This window comes from Cryobacterium arcticum, assembly GCF_001679725.1.
Taxonomy (GTDB): domain Bacteria; phylum Actinomycetota; class Actinomycetes; order Actinomycetales; family Microbacteriaceae; genus Cryobacterium; species Cryobacterium arcticum_A.
In genome coordinates, this window is the sequence record NZ_CP016282.1 from 3,242,061 (window position 1) to 3,263,632 (window position 21,572).

The following is a 21,572-nucleotide window of genomic DNA, read 5'->3' on the forward strand; positions in this document are numbered from 1 at the left end:
CTACTCCCCCGCGCTCTTGGCGGGCGCGCCCACGTACCGCCGGGGCACCCGGGAACCCACCCGGGTGACGATGTCGTAGTTGATGGTGCCCGCCGCCGCGCCCCACTCGGCGGCGCTCGGCGCCCCGGTGCTGGGGTCGCCGAAGAGCACCACGTCGTCGCCGACGGCGACCGGCACGGCGCCCACGTCCACCAGGAACTGGTCCATGGCAATGCGGCCCACCACGGGGTGACGCACCCCGTTGATCGCCACGAAGGCGGCGTTCATGGCCTGCCGGGGCACCCCGTCGGCGTAGCCGAGCGGCACCAGGGCGAGCGTGGTGTCGGTGGCGGCCCGCCACAGGTAGTCGTAGGAGACGCCCGCGCCGGCGGCCACCTGGCGCACCGCGGCGACCCGTCCGCGCAGGGTCATCGCGGGAATCAGACCGAGCGCGGCGGAGTCGGCGTCGTCGAACGGGGATTGCCCGTAGATGCCGATGCCCAGCCGCACCATCGTGTGCCGGGCCGCGGGCAGCCGCAGCGCGGCCGCGGTGGAGGCCAGGTGCGCCAGGTCCAGCGTGAGACCGGCCGTAGCGGCGGCCTCCAGTCCCCGGTCGAAGCTGAGCAGCGCGGACTCGTCGTCGGCCGGGGAGGTGTTGGCGAGGTGACTGAACACGCCGCGCACCCGCAGCCGGCCCACCCGCTCGAACGCCGCAGCGAGGCCGAACACCTCGGCCCAGTCCGCTTCGTCCACGCCGTTGCGGTTGAGACCGGTCTCGATCTTGATCTGCACGGATGCGGTGCGGCCCACGCTCAGCGCCGCACCCGCCGCCTGGCGCACCTGCGCGGCCGAGGACAGGCCGAGGTCGATGTCGGCGGCGATCCCGGCGGCGAAGTCGGTGTCGGGGCCGTGCAGCCAGGCCAGCAGCGGGGCGTCGATGCCGGCGGCGCGGAGGGCCAGGGCCTCGTCGAGGTCGGCGACGCCGAGCCAGTCCGCTCCCCCGGCCAGGGCAGCGCGGGCCACCGGGGCGGCGCCGTGACCGTAGCCGTTGGCCTTGACCACGGCCATGGTGTGCCGGGTGCCGATGAGGCTGCGCAGGTGGGCCACGTTGGCCTGCACGGCGGCGAGGTCGATGACCGCCTCGCGGAAGGCGCTGCTCATTTGTCGCCCTCCAACACCACGAACGCGCAGGCGACGCCGGCATCGTGGGTGAGGCTGAGGTGCACGCCCGTGATGCCGCGCGCGGCCACGGCCGCCGCGGCCACGCCGGTCAGTGCGAAGGACGGGTTGCCGTCGAGGTCTGAGACCACTTCCAACTCCTGCCAGCTTGCACCCACGCTGCCGCCGAGCGCTTTGATCAGCGCTTCCTTGGCGGCGAACCGGGCCGCCAGCGAGTGCGGCGGCAGTGCGCGTTCGGCGGGCGCGAACAACCGCGGGATCAGCCCCGGGGTGCGGGCGACCTGCCGGTCGAAGCGTGCCAGGTCGACGATGTCGACCCCGATGCCCTTGATCAACGTGTCCTCATCCCGTGGGTGGCGGCGAAATGCCCAGGGTGCGCGCCGCACCGCTGTCGCGGTGGAGCGGTGCGGGCCCTGGGCATCCGGCTGGCTGTGACTTATTCGACCGTGACGGACTTGGCCAGGTTGCGCGGCTGGTCCACGTCCAGGCCCTTGGCGGTGGCCAGCTCGATGGCGAACATCTGCAGCGGCACCACGGCCAGCAGCGGTTCGAACAGCGGGGCGGCCAGCGGGATGTGGAACACCGAGTCGGCGAACGGCAGCACCGCGGCGTCACCCTGCTCGGCGATCGCGATGATGCGGGCACCGCGGGCGCGGATCTCCTGGATGTTGGAGACCACCTTGGGGTGCAGGTGCGCGGAGCCGCGGGGGCTCGGCACCACCACGAAGACCGGCTGGCCGGGCTCGATGAGCGCGATCGGGCCGTGCTTGAGCTCACCGGCGGCGAAGCCCTCGGCGTGGATGTAGGCGAGTTCCTTGAGCTTGAGCGCACCCTCGAGCGCGATCGGGAAGCCCACGTGACGGCCCAGGAACAGCACCGCGCGGGTGTCGGTCATCCACGTGGCCAGCTGGTGCACGGCCTCGCCCTGCAGCAGGGTCGTGGCGAGCTTCTCCGGGATGGCCTGCAGTTCGGCGACCTGCTCGGCGAGCTCCTCGAGCGAGAGGGTGTTGCGCACCCGGGCCAGGTGCAGCGCGAAGAGGTACAGCGCGGCGATCTGGGCGGTGAAGCCCTTCGTCGACGCGACGGCGACCTCGGGTCCGGCGTGCGTGTAGATCACGGCGTCGGATTCGCGCGGGATGGTGGCGCCCTGGGTGTTGCAGATCGAGATGGCCTTGGCGCCGGCTTCGCGGGCGTACTTCACGGCCATGAGGGTGTCCATGGTCTCGCCGGACTGGCTGATCGAGATCACCAGGGTGTGGTCGTCGAGCACCGGGTCGCGGTAGCGGAACTCGTGGCTGAGCTCCACGTCCACGGGCACCTTGGCCCACTTCTCGATGGCGTACTTGGCGGTCTGGCCGGCGTAGGCGGCGGTGCCGCAGGCGACGATCACGATGCGACGGATGCCGGCGAGCACGTCGTCGCCGAAGGCCTCGAGCTCGGGCACGACGGCCTGGCCGTCGTGGATGCGGCCGCGCAGGGTGTTGGTGACGGCATCCGGCTGCTCGGAGATCTCTTTGGCCATGAAGGAGGACCAGCCGCCCTTTTCGCTGGCGGAGGCGTCCCAGGCGATGTCGAATTCTTCGACCTCGACGGGCGCGCCGAAGAAGTCGGTGACCGTGACGAGGTCGGGCGTGATGGTGACGATCTGGTCCTGGCCGATCGCGACGGCGCGGCGGGTGTATTCCACGAATGCGGCGACGTCGGAGCCGAGGAAGTTCTCGCCCTCGCCCAGGCCGATGACCAGGGGCGAGTTGCGGCGGGCGCCGACGACGACGCCGGGCTGGTCTTCGTGCACGGCGAGCAGCGTGAACGCGCCGTCCAGGCGGGACACGACGGTGCGGAACGCTTCGGCGAGGTCGCCGACACGCTGGTATTCCCGGCCGAGCAGCACAGCGGCCACCTCGGTATCGGTTTCGCTGAGGAACGTGTAGCCCTCGGCGAGGAGTTCGGCCTTGAGCGGCGCGAAGTTCTCGATGATGCCATTGTGGATGAGGGCGAGCTTGCCGTTGTCACCGAGGTGCGGGTGCGCGTTGCCGTCGGTGGGTCCACCGTGCGTGGCCCAGCGGGTGTGACCGATGCCGGTGACACCGTTCGGAATCGGGTGCGCCTCGAGCTCGGCCGCGAGCACCGCGAGCTTGCCGGCACGTTTGGCCGTGTTGAGCTTGCCGTTCGCGTCGATCACCGCGATTCCCGCCGAGTCATAGCCCCGGTACTCAAGTCGACGCAGCCCACCCATGAGCACTTCGACGCTTTTGTTGTCTCCGACATATCCCACGATTCCGCACATGGGCCTGATTTTAGTCGCACTATGCTTGCGTAGATGTCCGAGCCGCTGGTGAGCCCAGGTAATACCGGTCACAGCACCCCCTTTGTGGAGCTCGATCGTGCTGTGTGGGCCTCCCTCGCGCCCTCGACCCGGCTGCCGTTGCGTGAAACCGAGGTTGTGCAGTTGCGCGGCCTGGGCGAGCCGCTCGACATCAACGAGGTGTCGGATGTCTACCTGCCGCTCAGCCGGCTGCTCAACCTCTACGCCGCCGGCGCCCGCAAACTGCATCGCGACACCAGCGACTTCCTCGGTGAGCGCGCCGGGGCCACCCCGTTCGTGATCGGCGTGGCCGGGTCGGTGGCGGTGGGCAAGTCCACCATCGCGCGGCTGCTGCGTGAGCTGCTCGCCCGCTGGGAAGACACCCCCCGGGTGGAGCTGGTCACCACCGACGGGTTCCTCTTCCCCAACGCCGAGCTGGCCCGCCGCGGGCTGATGGAACGCAAGGGCTTCCCCGAGTCGTACGACCGGCGTGCGCTGCTGCGCTTCGTCAGCGCGATCAAGAGCGGCGCCGCCGAGGTGCGCGCCCCGTTCTACTCGCACCTCAACTACGACATCGTGCCCGACGCGCAGGTGGTCGTGCGTCAGCCCGACATCCTGATCGTCGAGGGTCTCAACGTGCTGCAGCCGCCGGCGCCGGGCCACGGGCTCGCGGTCAGCGACCTGTTCGACTTCACCATCTACGTGGATGCGCGCACCTCCGACATCTCACGTTGGTACGAGGAGCGTTTCCTCGGGCTGCAGCGCGGGGCGTTCACCAACCCCAAGTCGTTCTTCCACCGGTTCGCCTCGCTCAGCGAGGACGAGGCCCGGGCGCGCGCCCGCACCATCTGGGGCACCATCAACGAGCCCAACCTGCTGCAGAACATCCGCCCCACGCGCTCCCGCGCCACACTGGTGCTGCGCAAGGACTCCGACCACACTGTCGACAAGGTGCTGCTCCGCAAGGTCTGACCCTGGCGGGCGCGGCTACGGTGGAGCTATGGATTTCGAGGTGCGCACGGGGCGGCTTCTTCTGCGGCGCTGGCTCGACAGCGACCGCGCGCCGTTCGCCGTGCTCAACGCGGATGCCGAGGTGATGCGCTTCTTCCCCGCTCCCCTCGACCGCGCCCAGAGTGACGGCCTCGCTGCACGCGCCGACGCGCTGTTCGACACGCACGGCTACGGGCTGTGGGCGCTCGAGCGACTGGACACCGGCGAGTTCATCGGCTTCACCGGTCTCGCTCCCCTGCCGGAGGGCATCCCCGGTGCCGGCGGCGTCGAAGTGGGGTGGCGGCTGGCGCCGACGGCATGGGGCCACGGCTTCGCCACCGAAGCAGCGATGGCGGCCCTGCGGTTCGGCTTCGACACCGTGGGGCTGGCCGAGGTGAACTCGATCACGGCGGTGGTCAACATCCGCTCACGGAAGGTCATGGAGCGGCTCGGGATGCGTCCGGCCGGCGAGTTCGACCACCCGCGGGTCGCCCCGGACTCGGCCCTGCGGCGACACGTGCGGTACCGTCTGCCCGCCGTCGGAAAGCCCGCCGAAACTGCCCTCACCGACCCGTCCGGCGGTCGGGACGGCGCAAACTGACAGTCGTCACGAACCGTCAGAATTTTCGCAGCAGGCGCTCAGACCGCCCGTTCTAGGCTTGTTCAGTTGTGCCTGCCACCCCGCGGCGGCGGCACGCCGACGACCGATGAAAGGTACAAAATTGTCCTCTGACCAGTACACCTTCGAAGACCCGTCCAAGAAGTACGCCGACATCGATACCACCGCGCAGTCCCAGAAGGGCGCCGGGCTGGACGCCAAACTGAACAACACCGCTGACCGCGGGGAGACCTCCTACCGCGGCTCCGGGCGCCTCACCGGACGCAAGGCCCTCATCACCGGAGGCGACTCCGGCATCGGCGCCGCCGTCGCCATCGCGTTCGCCCGCGAAGGGGCGGATGTGGCCATCTCCTACCTCCCCGAGGAGGAAGAGGACGCCAAGAAGATCGTCGCGCTCATCGAGGAGGCCGGCCGCACCGCCGTCGCCCTGCCCGGCGACCTGACCGACTCCGCCTTCTGCCGCGAGATCATCGGCAGCGCGGTCGACGGGCTCGGCGGCCTGGACATCCTGGTGAACAATGCCGGCAAGCAGCAGCATGTGGAGGACCTGCTCGAGCTCAGCGACGAGCAGTTCGACGAGACCTTCAAGACGAACGTCTACGCCATGTTCTGGCTCACCAAGGCGGCCCTGCCGCACCTCAAGCCGGGCTCGAGCATCATCAACACCACCTCGATCCAGGCCTACTCCCCCTCGGAGAACCTGGTGGACTACGCCTCCACGAAGGCCACGATCAACGCGTTCACCAAGGCGCTCGGTCAGCAACTGGCGCCGAAGGGCATCCGGGTCAACGCCGTGGCACCCGGACCGATCTGGACGCCGCTGCAGACCGCGGGCGGCCAGCCCACCGAGGAGCTGCCCGAGTTCGGCGAGCAGACCCCGCTGGGGCGTCCCGGCCAGCCGGCCGAGCTGGCCCCGGCCTATGTCTTCCTCGCGTCGGGTGAATCCAGCTACGTCATCGGCGAGACGTTGAACGTGAACGGCGGCATGCCCACGCCGTAACGGCAGCAGGACGGATGCGGGCGGTCAGGTTCTCCTGGCCGCCCGCTTTTTGCGCTCCCAGGGCTCGACCGACGCGACGGCCGAGACCAGCGCGACCCATACGGCGATCGAGCTTGTCGAAATCCCGCAACCCGAACGCGCACACACCACCCCGCACCAGGTCTCGACAAGCTCGACCGACGAGACGGGAACGAACGCAAACCCGGTCACGAGGTCTCGACAAGCTCGACCGACGCAACGGCCGAGACCGGCGCAACCCATACGGCGATCGAGCTTGTCGAGATCACGCGAGCCGAACGCGCGCGCGACGACCCTCACCAGGTCTCGACAGGCTCGACCGACGCAACGGCCGAGACCGGCGCAACCCATACGGCGATCGAGCTTGTCGAGATCACGCGAGCCGAACGCGTACGCGACGACCCTCACGAGGTCTCGACAGGCTCGACCGACGAGACGGGAACGGACGCAGACCCGGTCACGAGGTCTCGACAAGCTCGACCGACGCAACGGCCGAGACCGCCGAGACCAACGCAACGGGCGAGACGGGCGCGACCCTTGCGGTGATCGAGCTTGTCGAGATCCCTCGAGCCGAGCGCGGGAGCGGGGGTGTCTAGGCGACGGGCAGGGCCAGGCGGGACTGTACGACCTCGGCCAGGGCGTGGGCCAGGCGGTCGGCGGTGGGCTGGTCGGCGGCTTCCACCATGACCCGCACCATCGGCTCGGTGCCGGAGGGACGCAGCAGCACCCGGCCGGTGTCACCGAGTTCGAGCTCGGCGTCGCGTATGGCCTGGGCGATGACCTCGTCGCCGGCGAGGGCGTGGTGGTCCACGCCGCGCACGTTCACGAGGATCTGCGGGAACACCGTCATGACGCTGGCCAGCTCGGCCAGGCTCTTGCCGGTGCGCGCCATCTCGGCCACGAGGTGCAGGCCGGTGAGGATGCCGTCGCCGGTGGTGGCGAACTTCGTCATGATGACGTGCCCGCTCTGCTCGCCGCCGAGCGAGAGCCCGTGGGCGTCGAGTTCCTCGAGCACGTAGCGGTCGCCCACCTTCGACTCGATCATGCTGATGCCATTGGCGGCCATGGCCTTCTTGAGGCCGAGGTTGCTCATCACCGTCGCCACCAGGGTGTTGTCGGTGAGCACGCCGCGTTCGGCCATCGACACGGCCAGGATCGCCATGATCTGGTCGCCGTCGACGATGTTGCCGTCGCGGTCCACGGCCAGGCAGCGGTCGGCGTCGCCGTCGTGGGCGATACCCACGTCGGCGCCGTGCTCGAGCACCGCGCGGGCGAGGTTGTCGAGGTGGGTCGAGCCCACCCCGTCGTTGATGTTGAGGCCGTCGGGGTCGGCGCCGATGACGGTGACGCGGGCGCCGGCATCCGTGAAGACCTGCGGCGAGACGCCGGCGGCGGCGCCATGGGCGCAGTCGAGCACCACGTGGATGCCGTCGAGCCGGTGCGGCAGGGTGCCGAGCAGGTGCACGACGTAGCGGTCCTCGGCGTCGGCGAAGCGGCGGATGCGGCCCACGTCACCGGCGATCGGGGTGAGCAGCTGGTCGCCGGCGGCGAGAACCGCCTCGATACGGTCCTCCACGTCGTCGGGAAGCTTGGTGCCGCCGAAGGCGAAGAACTTGATGCCGTTGTCGGGCGCAGGGTTGTGCGAGGCGGAGATCATCACGCCGAAGTCTGCGCCGATGTCGGCGATGAGGAACGCGGCGGCGGGCGTCGGGATGACGCCGGCGTCCAACACGTCTACGCCGGAGCTGGCCAAGCCTGCTGCAACGGCGGAGGTGATGAATTCACCGGAAATACGGGGGTCGCGAGCGACCACGGCGACGGGGCGACGGCCCTGTGCGCGGCGGAGCTCAGCGCGGCGGCCCGAGGTGAGCACCACGGCGCTCGCCTGGGCGAGGCCCAGGGCCAGGCCAGCCGTGAGATCACGGTTAGCCAGGCCCCGGACGCCGTCCGTGCCGAATAGTCGAGCCATATGAGTGCGAACTCGACTAACGGGTTAGCGCTTCGAGAACTGAGGCGCCTTGCGGGCCTTCTTGAGTCCGGCCTTCTTGCGCTCCTTGACGCGAGCGTCACGGTTGAGGAAGCCGGCCTTCTTGAGGATCGCGCGGTTGTTCTCTTCGTCGATCTGGTTCAGCGAGCGAGCGATGCCGAGGCGCAGCGCGCCGGCCTGGCCGGACGGGCCACCACCGGTGATGCGGGCGATGACGTCGTAGCTGCCGAGCAGGTCGAGGACCTTGAACGGGTCGTTGATGAGCTGCTGGTGGAGCTTGTTCGGGAAGTAGTCGTCGAGCTCGCGCCCGTTGACGACGATCTTGCCGGCGCCCGGGACGATGCGCACGCGGGCGATGGCCTGCTTGCGACGGCCCACGGCTGCGCCGGGAACGTTGAGGACGGCGCGGGGCGCCTTGGTTGCTGCTTCAGCGGGAGTCTCGGTGGAGTAACTCTCGGGAGCTGCGTCAATCTGGTCTGCGATCTTCGCCACGATGGTGTGAATCCTTTTTTCTTAGATATCGAGAAGTCTGGGGGCCGACGCTACTGAGCGACCTGGCTGAGGGTGTACGGCTTGGGCTGCTGCGCAGCGTGCGGGTGCTGCGGGCCTTCGTAGACCTTGAGCTTCAGCAGCTGTGCACGGCCGAGCGAGTTCTTCGGCAGCATGCCGCGAATCGCCTTCTCAACCGCACGGGTGGGGTGCTTCTCGAGCATCTCCGCGTAGGTGGTAGCCGTCAGGCCGCCCGGGTAACCGGAGTGGCGGTAGGCCTTCTTCTGCTCGAGCTTCGCGCCGGTGAGGGCGATCTTCTCGGCGTTGATGATGATGACGAAGTCGCCACCGTCCATGTGGGGGGAGAAGGTCGCCTTGTGCTTGCCGCGAAGGAGAATCGCGGCGTGGCTGGCGAGCCGACCCAGAATGATGTCGGTGGCATCGATGACGACCCAGTCGTGCTGGAGTTCGCTTGCCTTGGGAGTATAAGTGCGCGTCACTGTTGTGCTGCTTTCTTGTTCGAACGGAGGTGTTCGTGAATCCCGCTCCGGGTGTGTTCTCGAGGAGAACACGATCGATGGAGGGCTCACGTTCGCGGGCCTGGCTGCAACGCTCAGACACCAAAGGTCAACACTAGTTCACCGGGTAACTGCGGCACAACTCCGCAGACCAGATCCGTGCGAACTCACTCGTCTTCGGGCAGCTCCCGGCGCGCCCGCGTCTGCGCGGCACGGATGGCCATACCCGCGTCCTCCGGGTAGCCCACCTCCATGAGGGTGAGCCCATGTGCCTGCATCACCTTGAACTCGCTGGTGCGGGCGCGCTCGATGCGCAGGTCCACCAGGCGGGTGCCCACGAGTTTGCCCTCGCCCACCGATACGCAGGCGCCCACGAGCGCGCGCACCATCGAGTGGCAGAATGCGTCGGCCTGCACCGTCGCCACGAGCACCCCGTCGGGGTCGCGCCGCCAGTCGAAGGACTGCAGGGTGCGGATGGTCGTGGCCCCCGGCCGCGGCTTGCAGTAGGTGGCGAAATCGTGCAGCCCGATCAGGGTGGCCGCGGCCTCCTGCATCGCGGGAAGGTCGAGGGCGAAGCCGTGCCAGGTGGTGCGCATCCGTTGCAGCGGGTCGTGCAGCGCCTGGGTGTCGGCGATGCGGTATTCGTAGCGGCGCCAGAGCGCGGAGAAGCGCGCGTCGAACCCGGGGGGTGCGATGGTGGCGCTGCGGATCACGATCTCGGGCTGGGTGACCAGGATGCCGCCAAGTCGGCGCTGCACCATCGACGCCAGCTCGTTGGGGTACCGGGGGGTGCCCCGACCCCGCTTGACGCGCACGAGGCTGTCGACCTGGTCGGCATTGAGGTCAAAGTGGGCCACCTGGCCCAGAGCGTGCACGCCGGAGTCGGTGCGCCCGGCGACCACGAGGTCCGGCGTGGGCTGGTGCCGTTTCAGGATGGCACCCAGGCCCTCCTCGATCTGGCCCTGGATGGTCTTGTAGCCGGGCTGGCGGGCCCAGCCAAAGAAGCCCGTGCCGTCGTACGCCACGTCGAGGCGGATGCGCGTGGAGCCGGGTTCGGGCATCGAATCGGACGGCTCCGCGAGCGCGCCATCCGGGTTGAGGTCCGTCAGCACCGGCAGCGGAAGGCCGTCTACGGGCTCGGGAAAACTCACAGAGGTCAGTGTAGAGGCCCGGCCGGGTTATCGTAGGACGGGCCTTCGACGGGCCCCCCTCGCTATGACCAGTACTTTCCGCACGGACCCCCACTCCCCCGCCACAGCCCTCTCCGCAGCCGGGTCAGACCCGGCATCCGGTGCCACCGGCGCCGCGGGAGTCGCAGGCCTCACCGGGCCGGGCCGTCGCCGCCTCAGCGGCCTCGACGGACTCCGGGGCCTCGCCGTGGCTCTCGTCGTGGTCTACCACCTGTTCCCGCCGGCGCTTCGCGGCGGTTTCATCGGCGTGGACATCTTCTTCGTGATCAGCGGCTTTCTCATCACCGGGCTGATCGTGGCCGAGCGGGACAGCACCGGCCGGTTCTCTCCGCGCCGGTTCTGGCTGCACCGGGCCCGCCGGTTGATCCCCGCGCTGGTGCCGCTGGTGCTCGTGGCATGCACGACGGCCTGGCTGATCGGCGGCGACGTTCTGGTGGGCCTCGGCTGGAAGCTGCTCGGCACTGCGACGTTCAGCTACAACTGGGTGTCCCTGACCGCGCACACCAGCTACTTCGACTCCGGCCAACCGGAGCTCTTCCGCAACCTCTGGTCTCTCGCGGTGGAGGAACAGTTCTACCTGCTCTGGCCGCTCATCCTCCTGCTGCTGCTGCGCCTGCGCAGCCCGGGCCTCCGCCTGGCCCTCGTGGCCGCGCTCGCGCTGGCCTCGGCCGCGTGGATGGGCGTCGGCTTCCAGCCCGGCAGCGACCCCACCCGGGTCTACTACGGCTCCGACACGCACAGCTTCGGCCTGCTGATCGGTGCTTGCCTGGCCCTGCTGCTGCGCCCCCGGCCCGCCCCTTCGGCGAGTCAGCCCCCTCTGGTGCGCTCGAACGCCAAGATCGCTCCGCAGGCCGGTCCGCGCCCCGATGACCTCGGCCCCGGCCGCACGCCGCTCCGACGGTCCCTCGCCGCCGCCCGCCCCTGGTGGGGTGCGGGCGCCGTAGCGGGCCTCCTCGCCGCTGCGATCTGGCTACCCGACAACTCCGCCGTCACCTACCGCGGCGGCCTCCTGCTGGTCTCCCTGCTCAGCGCCGTGGTCATCTGGGCGGCCATCGCCGACGGTCGGTTCGGACGGATGCTCGACTCCGCTCCCCTGCGCTACCTCGGCGAGCGGTCCTACGGCCTCTACCTCTGGCACTGGCCGCTGCTGGTGCTCGTGCAGCTCTGGGCACCCGTCGGCCCCGGCCCCTGGAGCACCGTGGGCACCGGACTCATCACCCTGGGGCTCGCCCTCACCGCCGCCGCGCTCTCGTACCGCTGGCTGGAGACTCCGATCCGCCGCCTCGGCCTGCGCGGCGCGCTCCGCCGGCTGCGCGCCTGGGCCCCTCGCCCCACCACCGCGCCCCTCGGCGCGGGCCCGGTGGCGGTCGTTCCGGGACGCCGTCGGCCGCGGGCAACCCTCGTGGGCGCCGCCCTCGTGACGGTGCTGCTGGTGGCGGGCACCGCCGCATCCGTGCTCACGGCGCCATCGATGACCTCCGCGCAGGCCGAGGTGCTGCGCGGCCAGCAGGCGCTCGACCGGGCGGCCGAGGCCGCCGAGGCTCAGGCCGCTGCCGCTGCCGCCGCGCAGGCCGCTGGGGTGGCCGCTGAAGCCACCCGCGGCTCGACCATCACCGCGGTCGGCGACTCGGTCATGCTGGCGTCCGCGGCCGAGCTGCAGGCGGAGTTCCCCGGCATCGCGATCGACGCGCAGGTGTCCCGTGGCATGGACGCCGCGCCGGAGATCCTCGCCGCGCAGCGCGACGCCGGCACCCTGCGCCCGGTGGTGGTCGTGGGTCTGGGCACCAACGGCCCGATCTCCCAGACCGAGCTCGCCGACATCATGCGCTCCATCGGACCGAGCCGCGAACTCATCGTGGTCAACGCCTTCGCCGACCGGGACTGGACCCCGGGCGTCAACGCCGAGCTGGCGGACTTCTCGGCGCACCGCGCCCGCGTCGCCCTGGCCGACTGGAGTGCCGCGATCGCCCCGCACGTGGACGTGCTCGCCGACGACGGCATCCACCCCGGCCCCACCGGTGGCGCGATCTACGCCGACGCCGTGGCGGCCGCGCTCGACAGCCTGGCGGGTGCGCCGCAGGCCCCGGTGCCGGGCCCAGACACCCTGCAGGCCTTCCGCCCGCAGCCCCGCTAGCCTCTCCCCCACGGCCCCAAGCCCGACAGCCGCCGTGCCGCAGGCTCCTTAGCCTTCGCTGCACCGCCTGTCGGCGACCGCGCCCGCTATAGCGGGCGCGGTCACCCACCAGAGGTGCGGTGAACGCATCCGGGCACACAAAAAGGGCCCGACCGAAGTCGGGCCCTTTCAGGTACTACAGGTTCAGCAGATGACGCTGATGCTACTTGGCTTCCTCAGCGGATGCCTCGGCAGCGTCGGCCTCAACGGTCTCAGCTTCGACAGCGTCGGCTTCGACAACCTCAGCCTCGGGGGCTTCGGTCTCTTCGACGACGGGCTCGGCGACCGGCGCGGACGCCTTCGCGGAAGCCTTGTTCGACTTCACCTTGGGCGTGACGGGCTCGAGAACGAGCTCCATCTGCACCATGGAGGCGTTGTCGCCCTTGCGGAAGCCGAGCTTCGTGATGCGGGTGTAGCCGCCATCGCGGAGCGCAACCTGGGGCGCGATCTCGGTGAAGAGCTCGTGCACGACGGTCTTGTCGCCGATCGTCGCGAGAACGCGACGACGAGCGTGCAGGTCGCCACGCTTGGCGAAAGTCACCAGGCGCTCGGCAACCGGACGCAGGCGCTTGGCGCGCGTCTCGGTCGTCTTGATGGACTTGTGGGTGAACAGGCTGGCGGCCAGGTTCGCGAGCATGAGGCGCTCGTGCGCCGGTCCGCCACCGAGACGGGCTCCCTTAGTGGGCTTAGGCATTATCGGTAATCTCCAGTATCAAAGTCGAAAGGCGTCGAGGAACGACGAGCCTTAGATGGTTTCTTCGTCGTAGCCGCTGTAGAAGTGCGCACCGTCAAAGCCGGGCACAGAATCCTTCAGTGACAGGCCAAGCTCAACGAGCTTGTCCTTGACCTCATCCACCGACTTCTGTCCGAAGTTGCGGATGTTCATCAGCTGGGTCTCCGAGAGGGCGACCAGTTCGCTGACGTTGTTGATGCCTTCGCGCTTGAGGCAGTTGTACGAGCGCACGGACAGATCGAGGTCTTCGATCGGCACGGACAGCTCGGTCGAGAGAACGGCGTCGACCGGCGCGGGGCCGATCTCAATGCCCTCGGCGGCCGTGTTGAGCTCGCGGGCCAGACCGAACAGCTCGGTCAGCGTGCGACCGGCGGATGCGATGGCGTCGCGAGGCGAGATAGCCGACTTGGTCTCCACGTCAACGACGAGGCGGTCGAAGTCGGTGCGCTCACCGGCACGAGTTGCCTCGACACGGTAGGTCACCTTGAGAACCGGCGAGTAGATCGAGTCGACCGGAATCTGGCCGGCCTCGGAGTACTCGTTGCGGTTCTGGGTAGCCGACACGTAACCACGGCCACGCTCGATGGTCAGTTCAAGTTCGAACTTGGCCTTGTCGTTCAGGGTCGCGATGACGAGCTCGGGGTTGTGAACCTCCACGCCGGCCGGAGCCGAGATGTCGGCAGCGGTGACCTGGCCGGAGCCCTGCTTGCGCAGGTACGCGGTGATCGGCTCGTCGTGCTCGCTCGAGATGACGAGTCCCTTGATGTTCAGGATGATCTCGGTGACATCTTCCTTGACCCCGGGAACGGTGCTGAATTCGTGAAGCACTCCATCGATGCGGATGCTGGTGACAGCAGCGCCGGGAATCGAGGAAAGCAGGGTGCGGCGCATCGAGTTACCGAGGGTGTAGCCGAAGCCGGGCTCGAGCGGTTCGATGACGAACCGGGACCGGAACTCCGAGATGTTCTCTTCGGTGAGCGTGGGGCGCTGTGCGATAAGCACTATTGATTCCTTTCGGCGAAGTGTCCGCTATATGACACTTAGTGGCGAGTTGTTAAGTTGTGAGACTCGACGGGGTGGCTGGCCGCCCTGTCGCGGTGAACGGCGAGTGAGCCTGCCCGGATCTTTCGACCCAGACAAGCCCAATCGCCAGTCACTGAAAGGAATTAAACGCGGCGGCGCTTCGGGGGACGGCAACCGTTGTGAGCCTGGGGCGTCACGTCGTTGATCGAACCAACTTCGAGGCCGGCAGCCTGCAGCGAACGGATAGCCGTTTCGCGGCCGGAGCCCGGTCCCTTGACGAAGACGTCAACCTTCTTCATGCCGTGCTCCTGCGCCTGGCGGGCAGCCGACTCGGCGGCCAGCTGAGCGGCGAACGGGGTCGACTTGCGCGAACCCTTGAAGCCGACTCCACCTGAGGACGCCCAGCTGATGACTGCACCGGTGGTGTCAGTGATCGAGACGATGGTGTTGTTGAACGTGGACTTGATGTGAGCCTGGCCCACAACAATGTTCTTCTTTTCTTTCTTACGCGGCTTCCGTACGGCCGACTTGGGTGCTGCCATGATTTCTCCTGAATCCTAGAGGCGAGACGGGCTAGGCGAGGCCTAGCGCGCCTTCTTCTTGCCGGCTACGGTGCGCTTCGGGCCCTTGCGGGTGCGAGCGTTGGTCTTGGTGCGCTGGCCGCGAACGGGCAGGCCCTTGCGGTGACGAATACCTTCGTAGCTACCGATCTCGACCTTGCGGCGGATGTCAGCGGCGATCTCGCGTCGAAGGTCACCCTCGATCTTGAAGGTTCCTTCGATGTAGTCGCGGAGCTGGACGAGCTGCTCGTCAGTCAGGTCCTTGACGCGAATGTTTCCATCGATCTCGACGTCGGCGAGGGTCTTGAGGGCCCTCGTACGGCCAACACCGAAAATGTAAGTAAGTGCAACTTCCACGCGCTTATCGCGCGGAATGTCTACGCCGGCTAGACGTGCCATTGTGGCTTCTCCTGTGGGATGAGTGGAGGTCTGTAACAGTGCCTGTGCATCGGCCTCCAACCGATGGTGTCACCCCGAGGGGTTCCCGGCACTGCTAAGTATTCAGTTGTAAAGCTGCGGACCGCGGTGAGATCGGCCTGCGGGTCTCGACAAGCTCGACCAGCCCTGAGGCTGCTGAGCTTGCCAGGTGACTAGCCCTGACGCTGCTTGTGACGCGGGTTCTCGCAGATGACCATCACGTTGCCGTTACGGCGGATGACCTTGCACTTGTCACAGATCTTCTTGACGCTGGGCTTGACCTTCATGGGTGTGTCCTTATGTTCGCTGTCTTCGTGCCGATACCCGGTGATCGAGCTTGTCGAGATCGGCCGTTACTTACAGCAACGCTTTACTTGTAGCGGTAAACGATCCGACCGCGGGTCAGGTCGTAAGGGCTCAGCTCCACGATCACGCGGTCCTCGGGGAGGATGCGGATGTAGTGCTGACGCATCTTGCCCGAAATGTGGGCAAGAACTTTGTGGCCGTTGGTCAACTCAACGCGAAACATCGCATTGGGAAGAGCTTCGACTACTGCGCCCTCGATCTCGATGACACCGTCTTTTTTGGCCATAACTCACTATCGCTAAAGTATTGGTTGCTGGTCGTGCGTGGATGTGGCGGCCAGACACGCCAATAAAGGCGGTGCTAGACACCAAGGATTTATCCTATGCTATGCAATTGCCTTTTGGCAATTCATCCCTATAATCCCTCGGCCCGTTTCCAGGCCGAGGGACGGTGGGACAGCACTCAGGATGCGGTGACGGCTCCGCGGACAACCTCGAGCACGTCCGCGTAGAGCGGATGCGTGGGCTCGAGCCCGCACACGTCGGCCACGATGGTCTCGGCCGAGTCGGTGGCGAGCATCCGCTGCAGTTCGACGCTCTGCTCGTCGTCGGCCACGTTGAAGCGCAGCGCGGCGGCGATGGCCTCGAGCAGCGCCACGGGGCGGGTGCCCCGCTCGGCGATCTCGGCGGCCGGGCCGATGAAGCGTTCGTGCCGGCTGAGCTTGCGCAGCGGCTGGCGGCCGACACGTTCGACGGTGTCGGGCAGCGACGGGTTGGCGAACCGACCGAGGATCTTCTCCCGGTAGGCGCGCTGGGTGTCTTCGTCGAGGCCGTGCTTGGCCACCAGGAGGGCGCTGGTCTCTTCGAGCACCCGTCGGGCACCGTCGGCGACCGAGGGCACCAGCAGGGCGTCGGAGAGCTTGGAGACGCCGGCCTGGGTGCCGAGGTAGGCCACCGTGGCGTGCCCGGTGTTCACCGTGAAGAGCTTCCGCTCGATGTACGGGGCGAGGTCCTTGACGAACGTGGCGCCGGGGATCACCGGCGGGGTGTCGCCGAAGGCGGGGCTTTCGATGACCCACTCGTAGAAGGCCTCGACGGTGACGTCGATACCGGCATCCGCTGCCTGGCCGGGAACGATGCGGTCCACGGCCGTGTTCGCGAAGGCCACCCGGCTGGCGAGGGCGTCGCGGTCGCCGTCGGGCACGTTCGCCCAGACCTGCTCGGCGAGCACATCCGTGGCGTTGATCGCGTTCTCGCAGGCCATCACGGCCAGCGGCGGGCGGCCGGCATCGCGGCGGGCCAGGCCCGCCGCGATGACCGGAGCCACGAAACGCAACACGTTCGGTCCGACGGCGGTGGTGACCGCGTCGGCCGTGGCGATCTCGTTGATGAGATCGGCCTCGTGGGTGGAACTGTTGATGGCGCGGAAGTTGTCGACCAGCTTGTCGGTGGGCGTCTCCCCCGCCTCGTGCACCGTGTAGGACGGTGCGCCCTGCAGAGCCTCAATGAGAGGAGCATTCACATCGGCGAAGACGACCTCATAACCGGCCTCGTGAAGCAGGAGCCCGACGAAACCGCGGCCGATGTTGCCCGCGCCGAAGTGAATGGCTTTCATTCTGCGTTTACCTCCTCGAGCAACGCGAAGATGTCTTCCTGCGTTGCTGCGTCGATCAGTTTCTGTACTTCGTCCTCGTCCGAGAAGACGACGGCGATCTTGGAGAGGATCTCCAGGTGTTCGTTGTTCAGTCCGGCAATGCCGACCGCAAACTTGACGGGCTGGCCGTCCCAGTCGATCGGCTCGGCGTAACGCACGAGCGAGAGAGCCGATCGCACGATCGACTCCTTCGCGTCGTTCGTGCCGTGCGGGATCGCCAGGAAGTTACCCATGTAGGTCGAGACGGAGTTCTCGCGCTCGAACATCGAGTCGACATACTCCTGCTTGACCGCCCCGGCGGCGACCAGCAGTGCGCCGGCCTCCCGGATTGCGTCGTCCCGGGTGGTGGCCGTTCCCGCGGCCACCACGTTCTGCGGTTCCAGAATGCTCTGGGTCATTACTTAGTCACTTCCTCGCTTGTGCCCTGGAGAGATTCCACGACCTCGTCGTACTTGGGGCTGTTCATGAAGTTGTCCACCGAGACGTGCACCGACTTGGGGCTCTTGCCCCGAGCGCGGTCCGTCAGGTCCTGGTGGGTGATCACGAGGTCGGCGGTTCCGTCGAGGTTCGCGATGGCCTGGTTGGTCACCGTGACCCCTTCGATGCCGGCCTTCTTGATCTTGTTGCGGAGCACCGAGGCCCCCATGGCGCTCGAGCCCATACCAGCGTCGCACGCGAAGACGATGTTCTTCACAGCGGTTCCGGTGGCGGCCGAGCCGCCCAGGTTGCTCAGCACGGAGCTGGACTTGCCCTTGTTGGCTTCGGTCTTGGCGATGGCGGCGGCCAGTTCGTTGTCGTTCTCAGCGGCGAGGTCCTTCTTGCGGCTGGAGCGGAGGATGACCGCACCGATCGCGAAGGAGACACCGGCGGAGGCGAGAACCGAGAGGATCACACCGACGAAGTCGGTGGCCGGGGTCTGAGCCAACACGGCGATGATGCTGCCGGGCGAGGCGGGGGCGCGCAGGCCGGTCTGGAAGGCGACGTTCACGGCAACACCGGTCATGCCACCACCGATGGCAGCAAGCACCATCATCGGCTTCATCAGCACGTACGGGAAGTAGATCTCGTGGATACCACCGAGGAACTGGATGATGATCGCACCGGGTGCACTCGCGCGGGCCAGGCCCACGCCGAAGAACGTGAACGCGAGCAGGATGCCCAGGCCGGGGCCGGGGTTCGCCTCGAGCAGGAAGAGGACGGACTTGCCGCTCTCCTGGACCTGCTGCACACCGATGGGGGTGAGCACGCCGTGGTTGATGGCGTTGTTGAGGAAGAGGATCTTGCCGGGTTCGATGAAGATCGACGCGATCGGCAGCAGGCCGTTGGCAATCAGCCAGTCAACGACCGACTCGAGGAAGGCGCTCAGTCCGGTGACCAGCGGGGCGATTCCGAAGAACGCACCGAGGGCCAGGGCGAAGCCGAGGATACCGGCGGAGAAGTTGTCCACCAGCATCTCGAAGCCGGGCCTGATCTTGCCGGCCCAGATCTTGTCGACCTTCATCAGGATCCACGCGGACAGCGGGCCGACGATCATGGCGCCGATGAACATCGGGATCGAGCTGCCGACGATGACGCCCATGGTGGCGATCGAGGCGATCACTCCACCGCGGGTGCCGTAGACCATCCGGCCGCCGGTGTTGGCGATCAGCAACGGCAGTAGGTACAAGATCATCGGGTCGACCAGCGTGACCAGGGTCTCGTTGGGGGTCCATCCGGTGGGGATGAAGAAGGCGGTGATGATGCCCCACGCGATGAACGCCGCGATGTTGGGCATGATCATGCCGCTCAGGAAGGTGCCGAAGGCCTGAACGTGGACCCTCGCGCCCTTCTTCTCGGTGACAGACGTCGTTGTCATTTCTGTGTACCTCTCTCGGGGTGGGTAAGCACGGTAGGGGCCGTGCTGCTGGGGTCGGAGCTGGTGTAACTGTGTGCGATTGCGGTTGCCGCGGCGCGAGCGGATGCTGCGCCGTCGGCGGACAGAGCGGCCGCGGCAAGGTGCCGCGCCTGCTCAAGAGTGAAGTCGGCCAGGGAGGCCCGAACGTCGGCGAGGGCGGCAGCCGACATCGACAGGGTGGTGGCGCCGAGGCCCACGAGCACCACGGCGAGCAGCGGGTCGGCCGCGGCCTCGCCGCAGACACCGACGGGCTTGCCCGCCTGAGCGCCGGCGGCGCCCACCTCACCCACCAGGCGCAGCACCGCGGGGTGCCAGGGGTCCTGGAACCCGGCGACGGTTCCGAGCATCCGGTCGGCCGCGAGGGTGTACTGGGTGAGGTCGTTGGTGCCGATCGACGCGAAGTCGGTGTGCGCCAGGATGCGGTCGGCCATGAGAGCCGCGGACGGCACCTCGACCATGACGCCGGCGGTCTTCAGGCCCAGGTCGTGGGCGAGAGTGGTGAAGTAGTCGGCCTCTTCCACGGTGGACACCATGGGTGCCATCACCCAGACATCGGCCTCGGTGGTCTTGGCGGCCTCGGCGAGGGCGGTGAGCTGCTCGCGCAGGATGTCCTCACTGGCGCGGAGCGCCCTCAGGCCGCGGAGGCCCAGGGCGGGGTTCTCCTCGTCGGCGTCGTTGAGGAACGCGAGCGGCTTGTCGGCGCCGGCGTCGAGCGCCCGCACCACGACCTTCTTGCCTGGGAAGGCGCGCAGCATCCGCTCGTATTCGCCCTGCTGCTGCAGCACGGTGGGCGCGGAGGTGGAGTCGAGGAAGAGGAACTCGGTGCGGAACAGGCCCACACCCTCTGCACCGAGGGCGACGGCGCGCTCGGCGCCATCCGCTGAACCGAGGTTGGCAAGCAGCGGAACACTGGTGCCGTCGGCGAGCTTGCCAGGGCCGATCGGGGCCAGGGCGCGGGCGGCGCGGGCGGCGATGCGGGCCCGGGCGTCGGCGATCTGCTTGTCGGTGGGGGCCACGAGCACGATGCCGTTGGCGGCGTCGATGATGACCTCGTCGCCGTCGGCGAGCTGCGCGGCGGCGTGGGTGCCCACGATCGCCACGATGGACTTCTCGCGGGCCAGGATCGCGGTGTGCGAGGTGGGGCCGCCGTCGATGGTGATGAGGCCGAGCACCTTGGTGAGGTCGAGCAGCGCGGTGTCGGCCGGGGCCAGGTCGCGGGCTACCAGCACGAACGGTTCGGCGGGGTCGGGCACGCCGGGGGCGGGCAGGCCGGCGAGGTCGGCGATGACCCGCTGGGCCACGTCGTCGAGGTCGGCGGCGCGTTCGGCGAGGTAGCCGCCGAGGGCCAGCAGCTGGTCGCGGAAGGCGGAGAAGGCTTCGAACACGGCGCGTTCGGCGGTCTGGTGCTTGTGCAGGCGGGCGGTGACTTCGTCGATGAGGGAGGGGTCCTCGGCCATCATGGCCTGGGCCTCGAGCACCTCCTGGGCAGTACCGCCGGCGCGTTCGCCCCGGGCCTCGAGGTCTTCGGCCACAACGTGCATCGATGTGGTGGCGCGGGCCAGTTCGGCATCGGGGTCGAGGGTGCTGCGGGTGTCGACGGGCTCGGGCAGCGGTTCGGGCATGCGCAGCACGCGGCCGACGGCCACACCCTGGCCGATTCCGATTCCCTGCAGTTCCAGCATGGTCAGCAGCTCCGCTTAGGCGTCGTGGTCGGTGAGAAGAAGGGCGGCGAGTTCGTCGAGCACCGTCTCGGCGTTGTCGCCGTCGGTGGCCAGGGTGACGCTGTCGCCGTGGTTGATGCCCAGTGCGATGACGCCCAGGATGCTGGCGGCGTTGACGGCCTTGCCGTCGCCCTTCTGCAGGGTGACGGGGGTGCCGGCGGCGGCCGCGGCCTTGGTGAAGAGCTTCGCGGGGCGAGCGTGCAGCCCGTGGGTCGATCCGATCAGTACGGTGCGTTCAGCCATTTCGTACGCCTAAGCCTTTCCAACGTGCGGGATTGTCACCGGGCCTCAGTCGAGGTCCCGGCTTCGTGCGGGCGGCCGGCAGCCGCCGGCACAACAATCAGGGGTGGTACGGGGTGGCGTCTGACTGTCAGACCCACGACCGTTCGTGCTCGGCATCCACGGCCAGGTCGAGTGCCAGGTCGCCGTCGCGGGCCGCGAAGACCGCCTTGGGCAACAGGGCCACTCCCACGCCGAGCTTCTTCGCCTGAGTGCTGAGGCGGTCGAAGCGGGGAGCGAGGTGTGGGCCGACCAGAAGAACATCGACGGTGTCGAGCGAGCCCGGCAGGTCCGATTCGCTTCCGGCGACAACGGTGAGGGTGAGCCCACGTTGCTTGCCGGTCACACGCAAGCGGTGTGCCACGAATGCGCTGGACGCACCGGCACCACATACGACGAGAATCTTCATTGATTCATTCCTTCCATCGAACTTCTGAATGCAACACCTACTGTCCTCTTTCCGCCCCGCGGGCACCACCAGAGCCTTTTCCGCACCCTGCGGAAACAAACAAAATGCCTGCTGTTGCGGGCTGTACTCT

The 21,572-nt window shown here is 68.1% G+C and carries 24 protein-coding genes; 4 read left to right on the plus strand and 20 right to left on the minus strand.

The window, feature by feature from the left end; all coding sequences use genetic code 11:
* The 3 genes from alr to glmS form a co-directional block, all read right to left on the minus strand.
* On the minus strand, positions 1–1,140 hold the full coding sequence (gene alr, locus PA27867_RS21210) for an alanine racemase (RefSeq protein ID WP_066597547.1): 1,140 nt from the start codon (positions 1,138–1,140) through the stop codon (positions 1–3).
* Entirely contained in the window at positions 1,137–1,493 is a 357-nt protein-coding gene (locus PA27867_RS14695; protein ID WP_066597548.1) for a holo-ACP synthase, read from the minus strand. Before PA27867_RS14695 ends, alr begins: the two co-directional genes overlap by 4 nt.
* A gap of 101 nt (positions 1,494–1,594) precedes the next feature.
* The gene (gene glmS, locus PA27867_RS14700) at positions 1,595–3,445 is read right to left on the minus strand and encodes a glutamine--fructose-6-phosphate transaminase (isomerizing) (RefSeq protein ID WP_066597551.1); all 1,851 of its coding nucleotides are present in this window, start codon (positions 3,443–3,445) and stop codon (positions 1,595–1,597) included.
* Between the two features lie 33 nt (positions 3,446–3,478).
* Here glmS and coaA point away from each other — a divergent pair, with 33 nt between their 5' ends.
* From coaA to PA27867_RS14715, 3 genes are all read left to right on the plus strand, one after another.
* Positions 3,479–4,435: a type I pantothenate kinase gene (coaA, locus tag PA27867_RS14705; RefSeq protein WP_066597553.1), complete on the plus strand. Its 957-nt coding sequence runs from the start codon at positions 3,479–3,481 to the stop codon at positions 4,433–4,435.
* Between the two features lie 28 nt (positions 4,436–4,463).
* Positions 4,464–5,054, plus strand: a complete 591-nt coding sequence (locus PA27867_RS14710) for a GNAT family N-acetyltransferase (RefSeq protein WP_066597557.1) — start codon at positions 4,464–4,466, stop codon at positions 5,052–5,054.
* Positions 5,055–5,160: 106 nt separating this feature from the next.
* Positions 5,161–6,072 carry a glucose 1-dehydrogenase gene (locus PA27867_RS14715; protein ID WP_066597559.1) on the plus strand — a complete coding sequence of 304 codons (912 nt, stop codon included), beginning with the start codon at positions 5,161–5,163 and terminating at the stop codon, positions 6,070–6,072.
* A gap of 24 nt (positions 6,073–6,096) precedes the next feature.
* On the opposite strand, the gene PA27867_RS20750 is transcribed toward PA27867_RS14715, so the two are convergent.
* The 5 genes from PA27867_RS20750 to truA all read right to left on the minus strand — a co-directional run bounded on the left by PA27867_RS20750 (position 6,097) and on the right by truA (position 10,235).
* The gene (locus PA27867_RS20750) at positions 6,097–6,498 is read right to left on the minus strand and encodes a hypothetical protein (RefSeq protein WP_157109246.1); all 402 of its coding nucleotides are present in this window, start codon (positions 6,496–6,498) and stop codon (positions 6,097–6,099) included.
* 184 nt (positions 6,499–6,682) lie between these two features.
* Positions 6,683–8,059 carry a phosphoglucosamine mutase gene (glmM, locus tag PA27867_RS14720; RefSeq protein ID WP_066597562.1) on the minus strand — a complete coding sequence of 459 codons (1,377 nt, stop codon included), beginning with the start codon at positions 8,057–8,059 and terminating at the stop codon, positions 6,683–6,685.
* Positions 8,060–8,083: 24 nt separating this feature from the next.
* Positions 8,084–8,569 carry a 30S ribosomal protein S9 gene (gene rpsI, locus PA27867_RS14725; RefSeq protein WP_066597565.1) on the minus strand — a complete coding sequence of 162 codons (486 nt, stop codon included), beginning with the start codon at positions 8,567–8,569 and terminating at the stop codon, positions 8,084–8,086.
* A gap of 50 nt (positions 8,570–8,619) precedes the next feature.
* Entirely contained in the window at positions 8,620–9,066 is a 447-nt protein-coding gene (rplM, locus tag PA27867_RS14730; RefSeq protein WP_066597567.1) for a 50S ribosomal protein L13, read from the minus strand.
* A gap of 185 nt (positions 9,067–9,251) precedes the next feature.
* The gene (truA, locus tag PA27867_RS14735; RefSeq protein WP_335582764.1) at positions 9,252–10,235 is read right to left on the minus strand and encodes a tRNA pseudouridine(38-40) synthase TruA; all 984 of its coding nucleotides are present in this window, start codon (positions 10,233–10,235) and stop codon (positions 9,252–9,254) included.
* A 64-nt stretch (positions 10,236–10,299) separates the two neighbouring features.
* On the opposite strand from truA, the gene PA27867_RS14740 reads away from it, so the two are divergent.
* Positions 10,300–12,408, plus strand: a complete 2,109-nt coding sequence (locus PA27867_RS14740; protein ID WP_157109247.1) for an acyltransferase family protein — start codon at positions 10,300–10,302, stop codon at positions 12,406–12,408.
* A gap of 202 nt (positions 12,409–12,610) precedes the next feature.
* On the opposite strand, the gene rplQ is transcribed toward PA27867_RS14740, so the two are convergent.
* The 12 genes from rplQ to PA27867_RS14800 all read right to left on the minus strand — a co-directional run bounded on the left by rplQ (position 12,611) and on the right by PA27867_RS14800 (position 21,442).
* The gene (gene rplQ / locus PA27867_RS14745) at positions 12,611–13,141 is read right to left on the minus strand and encodes a 50S ribosomal protein L17 (RefSeq protein WP_066597569.1); all 531 of its coding nucleotides are present in this window, start codon (positions 13,139–13,141) and stop codon (positions 12,611–12,613) included.
* A gap of 51 nt (positions 13,142–13,192) precedes the next feature.
* Complete coding sequence (locus tag PA27867_RS14750) at positions 13,193–14,182, minus strand: DNA-directed RNA polymerase subunit alpha (protein WP_066597571.1); 990 nt, start codon at positions 14,180–14,182, stop codon at positions 13,193–13,195.
* Between the two features lie 164 nt (positions 14,183–14,346).
* Positions 14,347–14,745 (minus strand): 30S ribosomal protein S11, encoded by a 399-nt coding sequence (rpsK, locus tag PA27867_RS14755; protein WP_066597573.1) that lies wholly within the window; start codon positions 14,743–14,745, stop codon positions 14,347–14,349.
* Between the two features lie 42 nt (positions 14,746–14,787).
* The gene (rpsM, locus tag PA27867_RS14760; protein WP_066597575.1) at positions 14,788–15,162 is read right to left on the minus strand and encodes a 30S ribosomal protein S13; all 375 of its coding nucleotides are present in this window, start codon (positions 15,160–15,162) and stop codon (positions 14,788–14,790) included.
* A 191-nt stretch (positions 15,163–15,353) separates the two neighbouring features.
* Complete coding sequence (gene rpmJ / locus PA27867_RS14765) at positions 15,354–15,467, minus strand: 50S ribosomal protein L36 (protein ID WP_035834639.1); 114 nt, start codon at positions 15,465–15,467, stop codon at positions 15,354–15,356.
* Positions 15,468–15,550: 83 nt separating this feature from the next.
* Positions 15,551–15,772: a translation initiation factor IF-1 gene (gene infA / locus PA27867_RS14770; RefSeq protein WP_022883252.1), complete on the minus strand. Its 222-nt coding sequence runs from the start codon at positions 15,770–15,772 to the stop codon at positions 15,551–15,553.
* A gap of 176 nt (positions 15,773–15,948) precedes the next feature.
* Positions 15,949–17,100: a mannitol-1-phosphate 5-dehydrogenase gene (locus tag PA27867_RS14775; protein ID WP_066597577.1), complete on the minus strand. Its 1,152-nt coding sequence runs from the start codon at positions 17,098–17,100 to the stop codon at positions 15,949–15,951.
* Complete coding sequence (locus tag PA27867_RS14780) at positions 17,097–17,537, minus strand: PTS sugar transporter subunit IIA (RefSeq protein WP_066597579.1); 441 nt, start codon at positions 17,535–17,537, stop codon at positions 17,097–17,099. The genes PA27867_RS14775 and PA27867_RS14780 overlap by 4 nt, the downstream gene beginning before the upstream one ends.
* The gene (locus PA27867_RS14785) at positions 17,537–18,994 is read right to left on the minus strand and encodes a PTS mannitol transporter subunit IICB (RefSeq protein ID WP_066597582.1); all 1,458 of its coding nucleotides are present in this window, start codon (positions 18,992–18,994) and stop codon (positions 17,537–17,539) included. Before PA27867_RS14785 ends, PA27867_RS14780 begins: the two co-directional genes overlap by 1 nt.
* A complete protein-coding gene (gene ptsP / locus PA27867_RS14790) occupies positions 18,991–20,715 on the minus strand; it encodes a phosphoenolpyruvate--protein phosphotransferase (RefSeq protein ID WP_066597584.1) in 1,725 nt (574 codons plus the stop codon). The genes PA27867_RS14785 and ptsP overlap by 4 nt, the downstream gene beginning before the upstream one ends.
* 15 nt (positions 20,716–20,730) lie before the next feature.
* Entirely contained in the window at positions 20,731–20,997 is a 267-nt protein-coding gene (locus PA27867_RS14795; protein ID WP_066597586.1) for an HPr family phosphocarrier protein, read from the minus strand.
* A gap of 127 nt (positions 20,998–21,124) precedes the next feature.
* A complete protein-coding gene (locus PA27867_RS14800) occupies positions 21,125–21,442 on the minus strand; it encodes a PTS sugar transporter subunit IIB (RefSeq protein WP_066597588.1) in 318 nt (105 codons plus the stop codon).
* Positions 21,443–21,572: the final 130 nt, after the last annotated feature.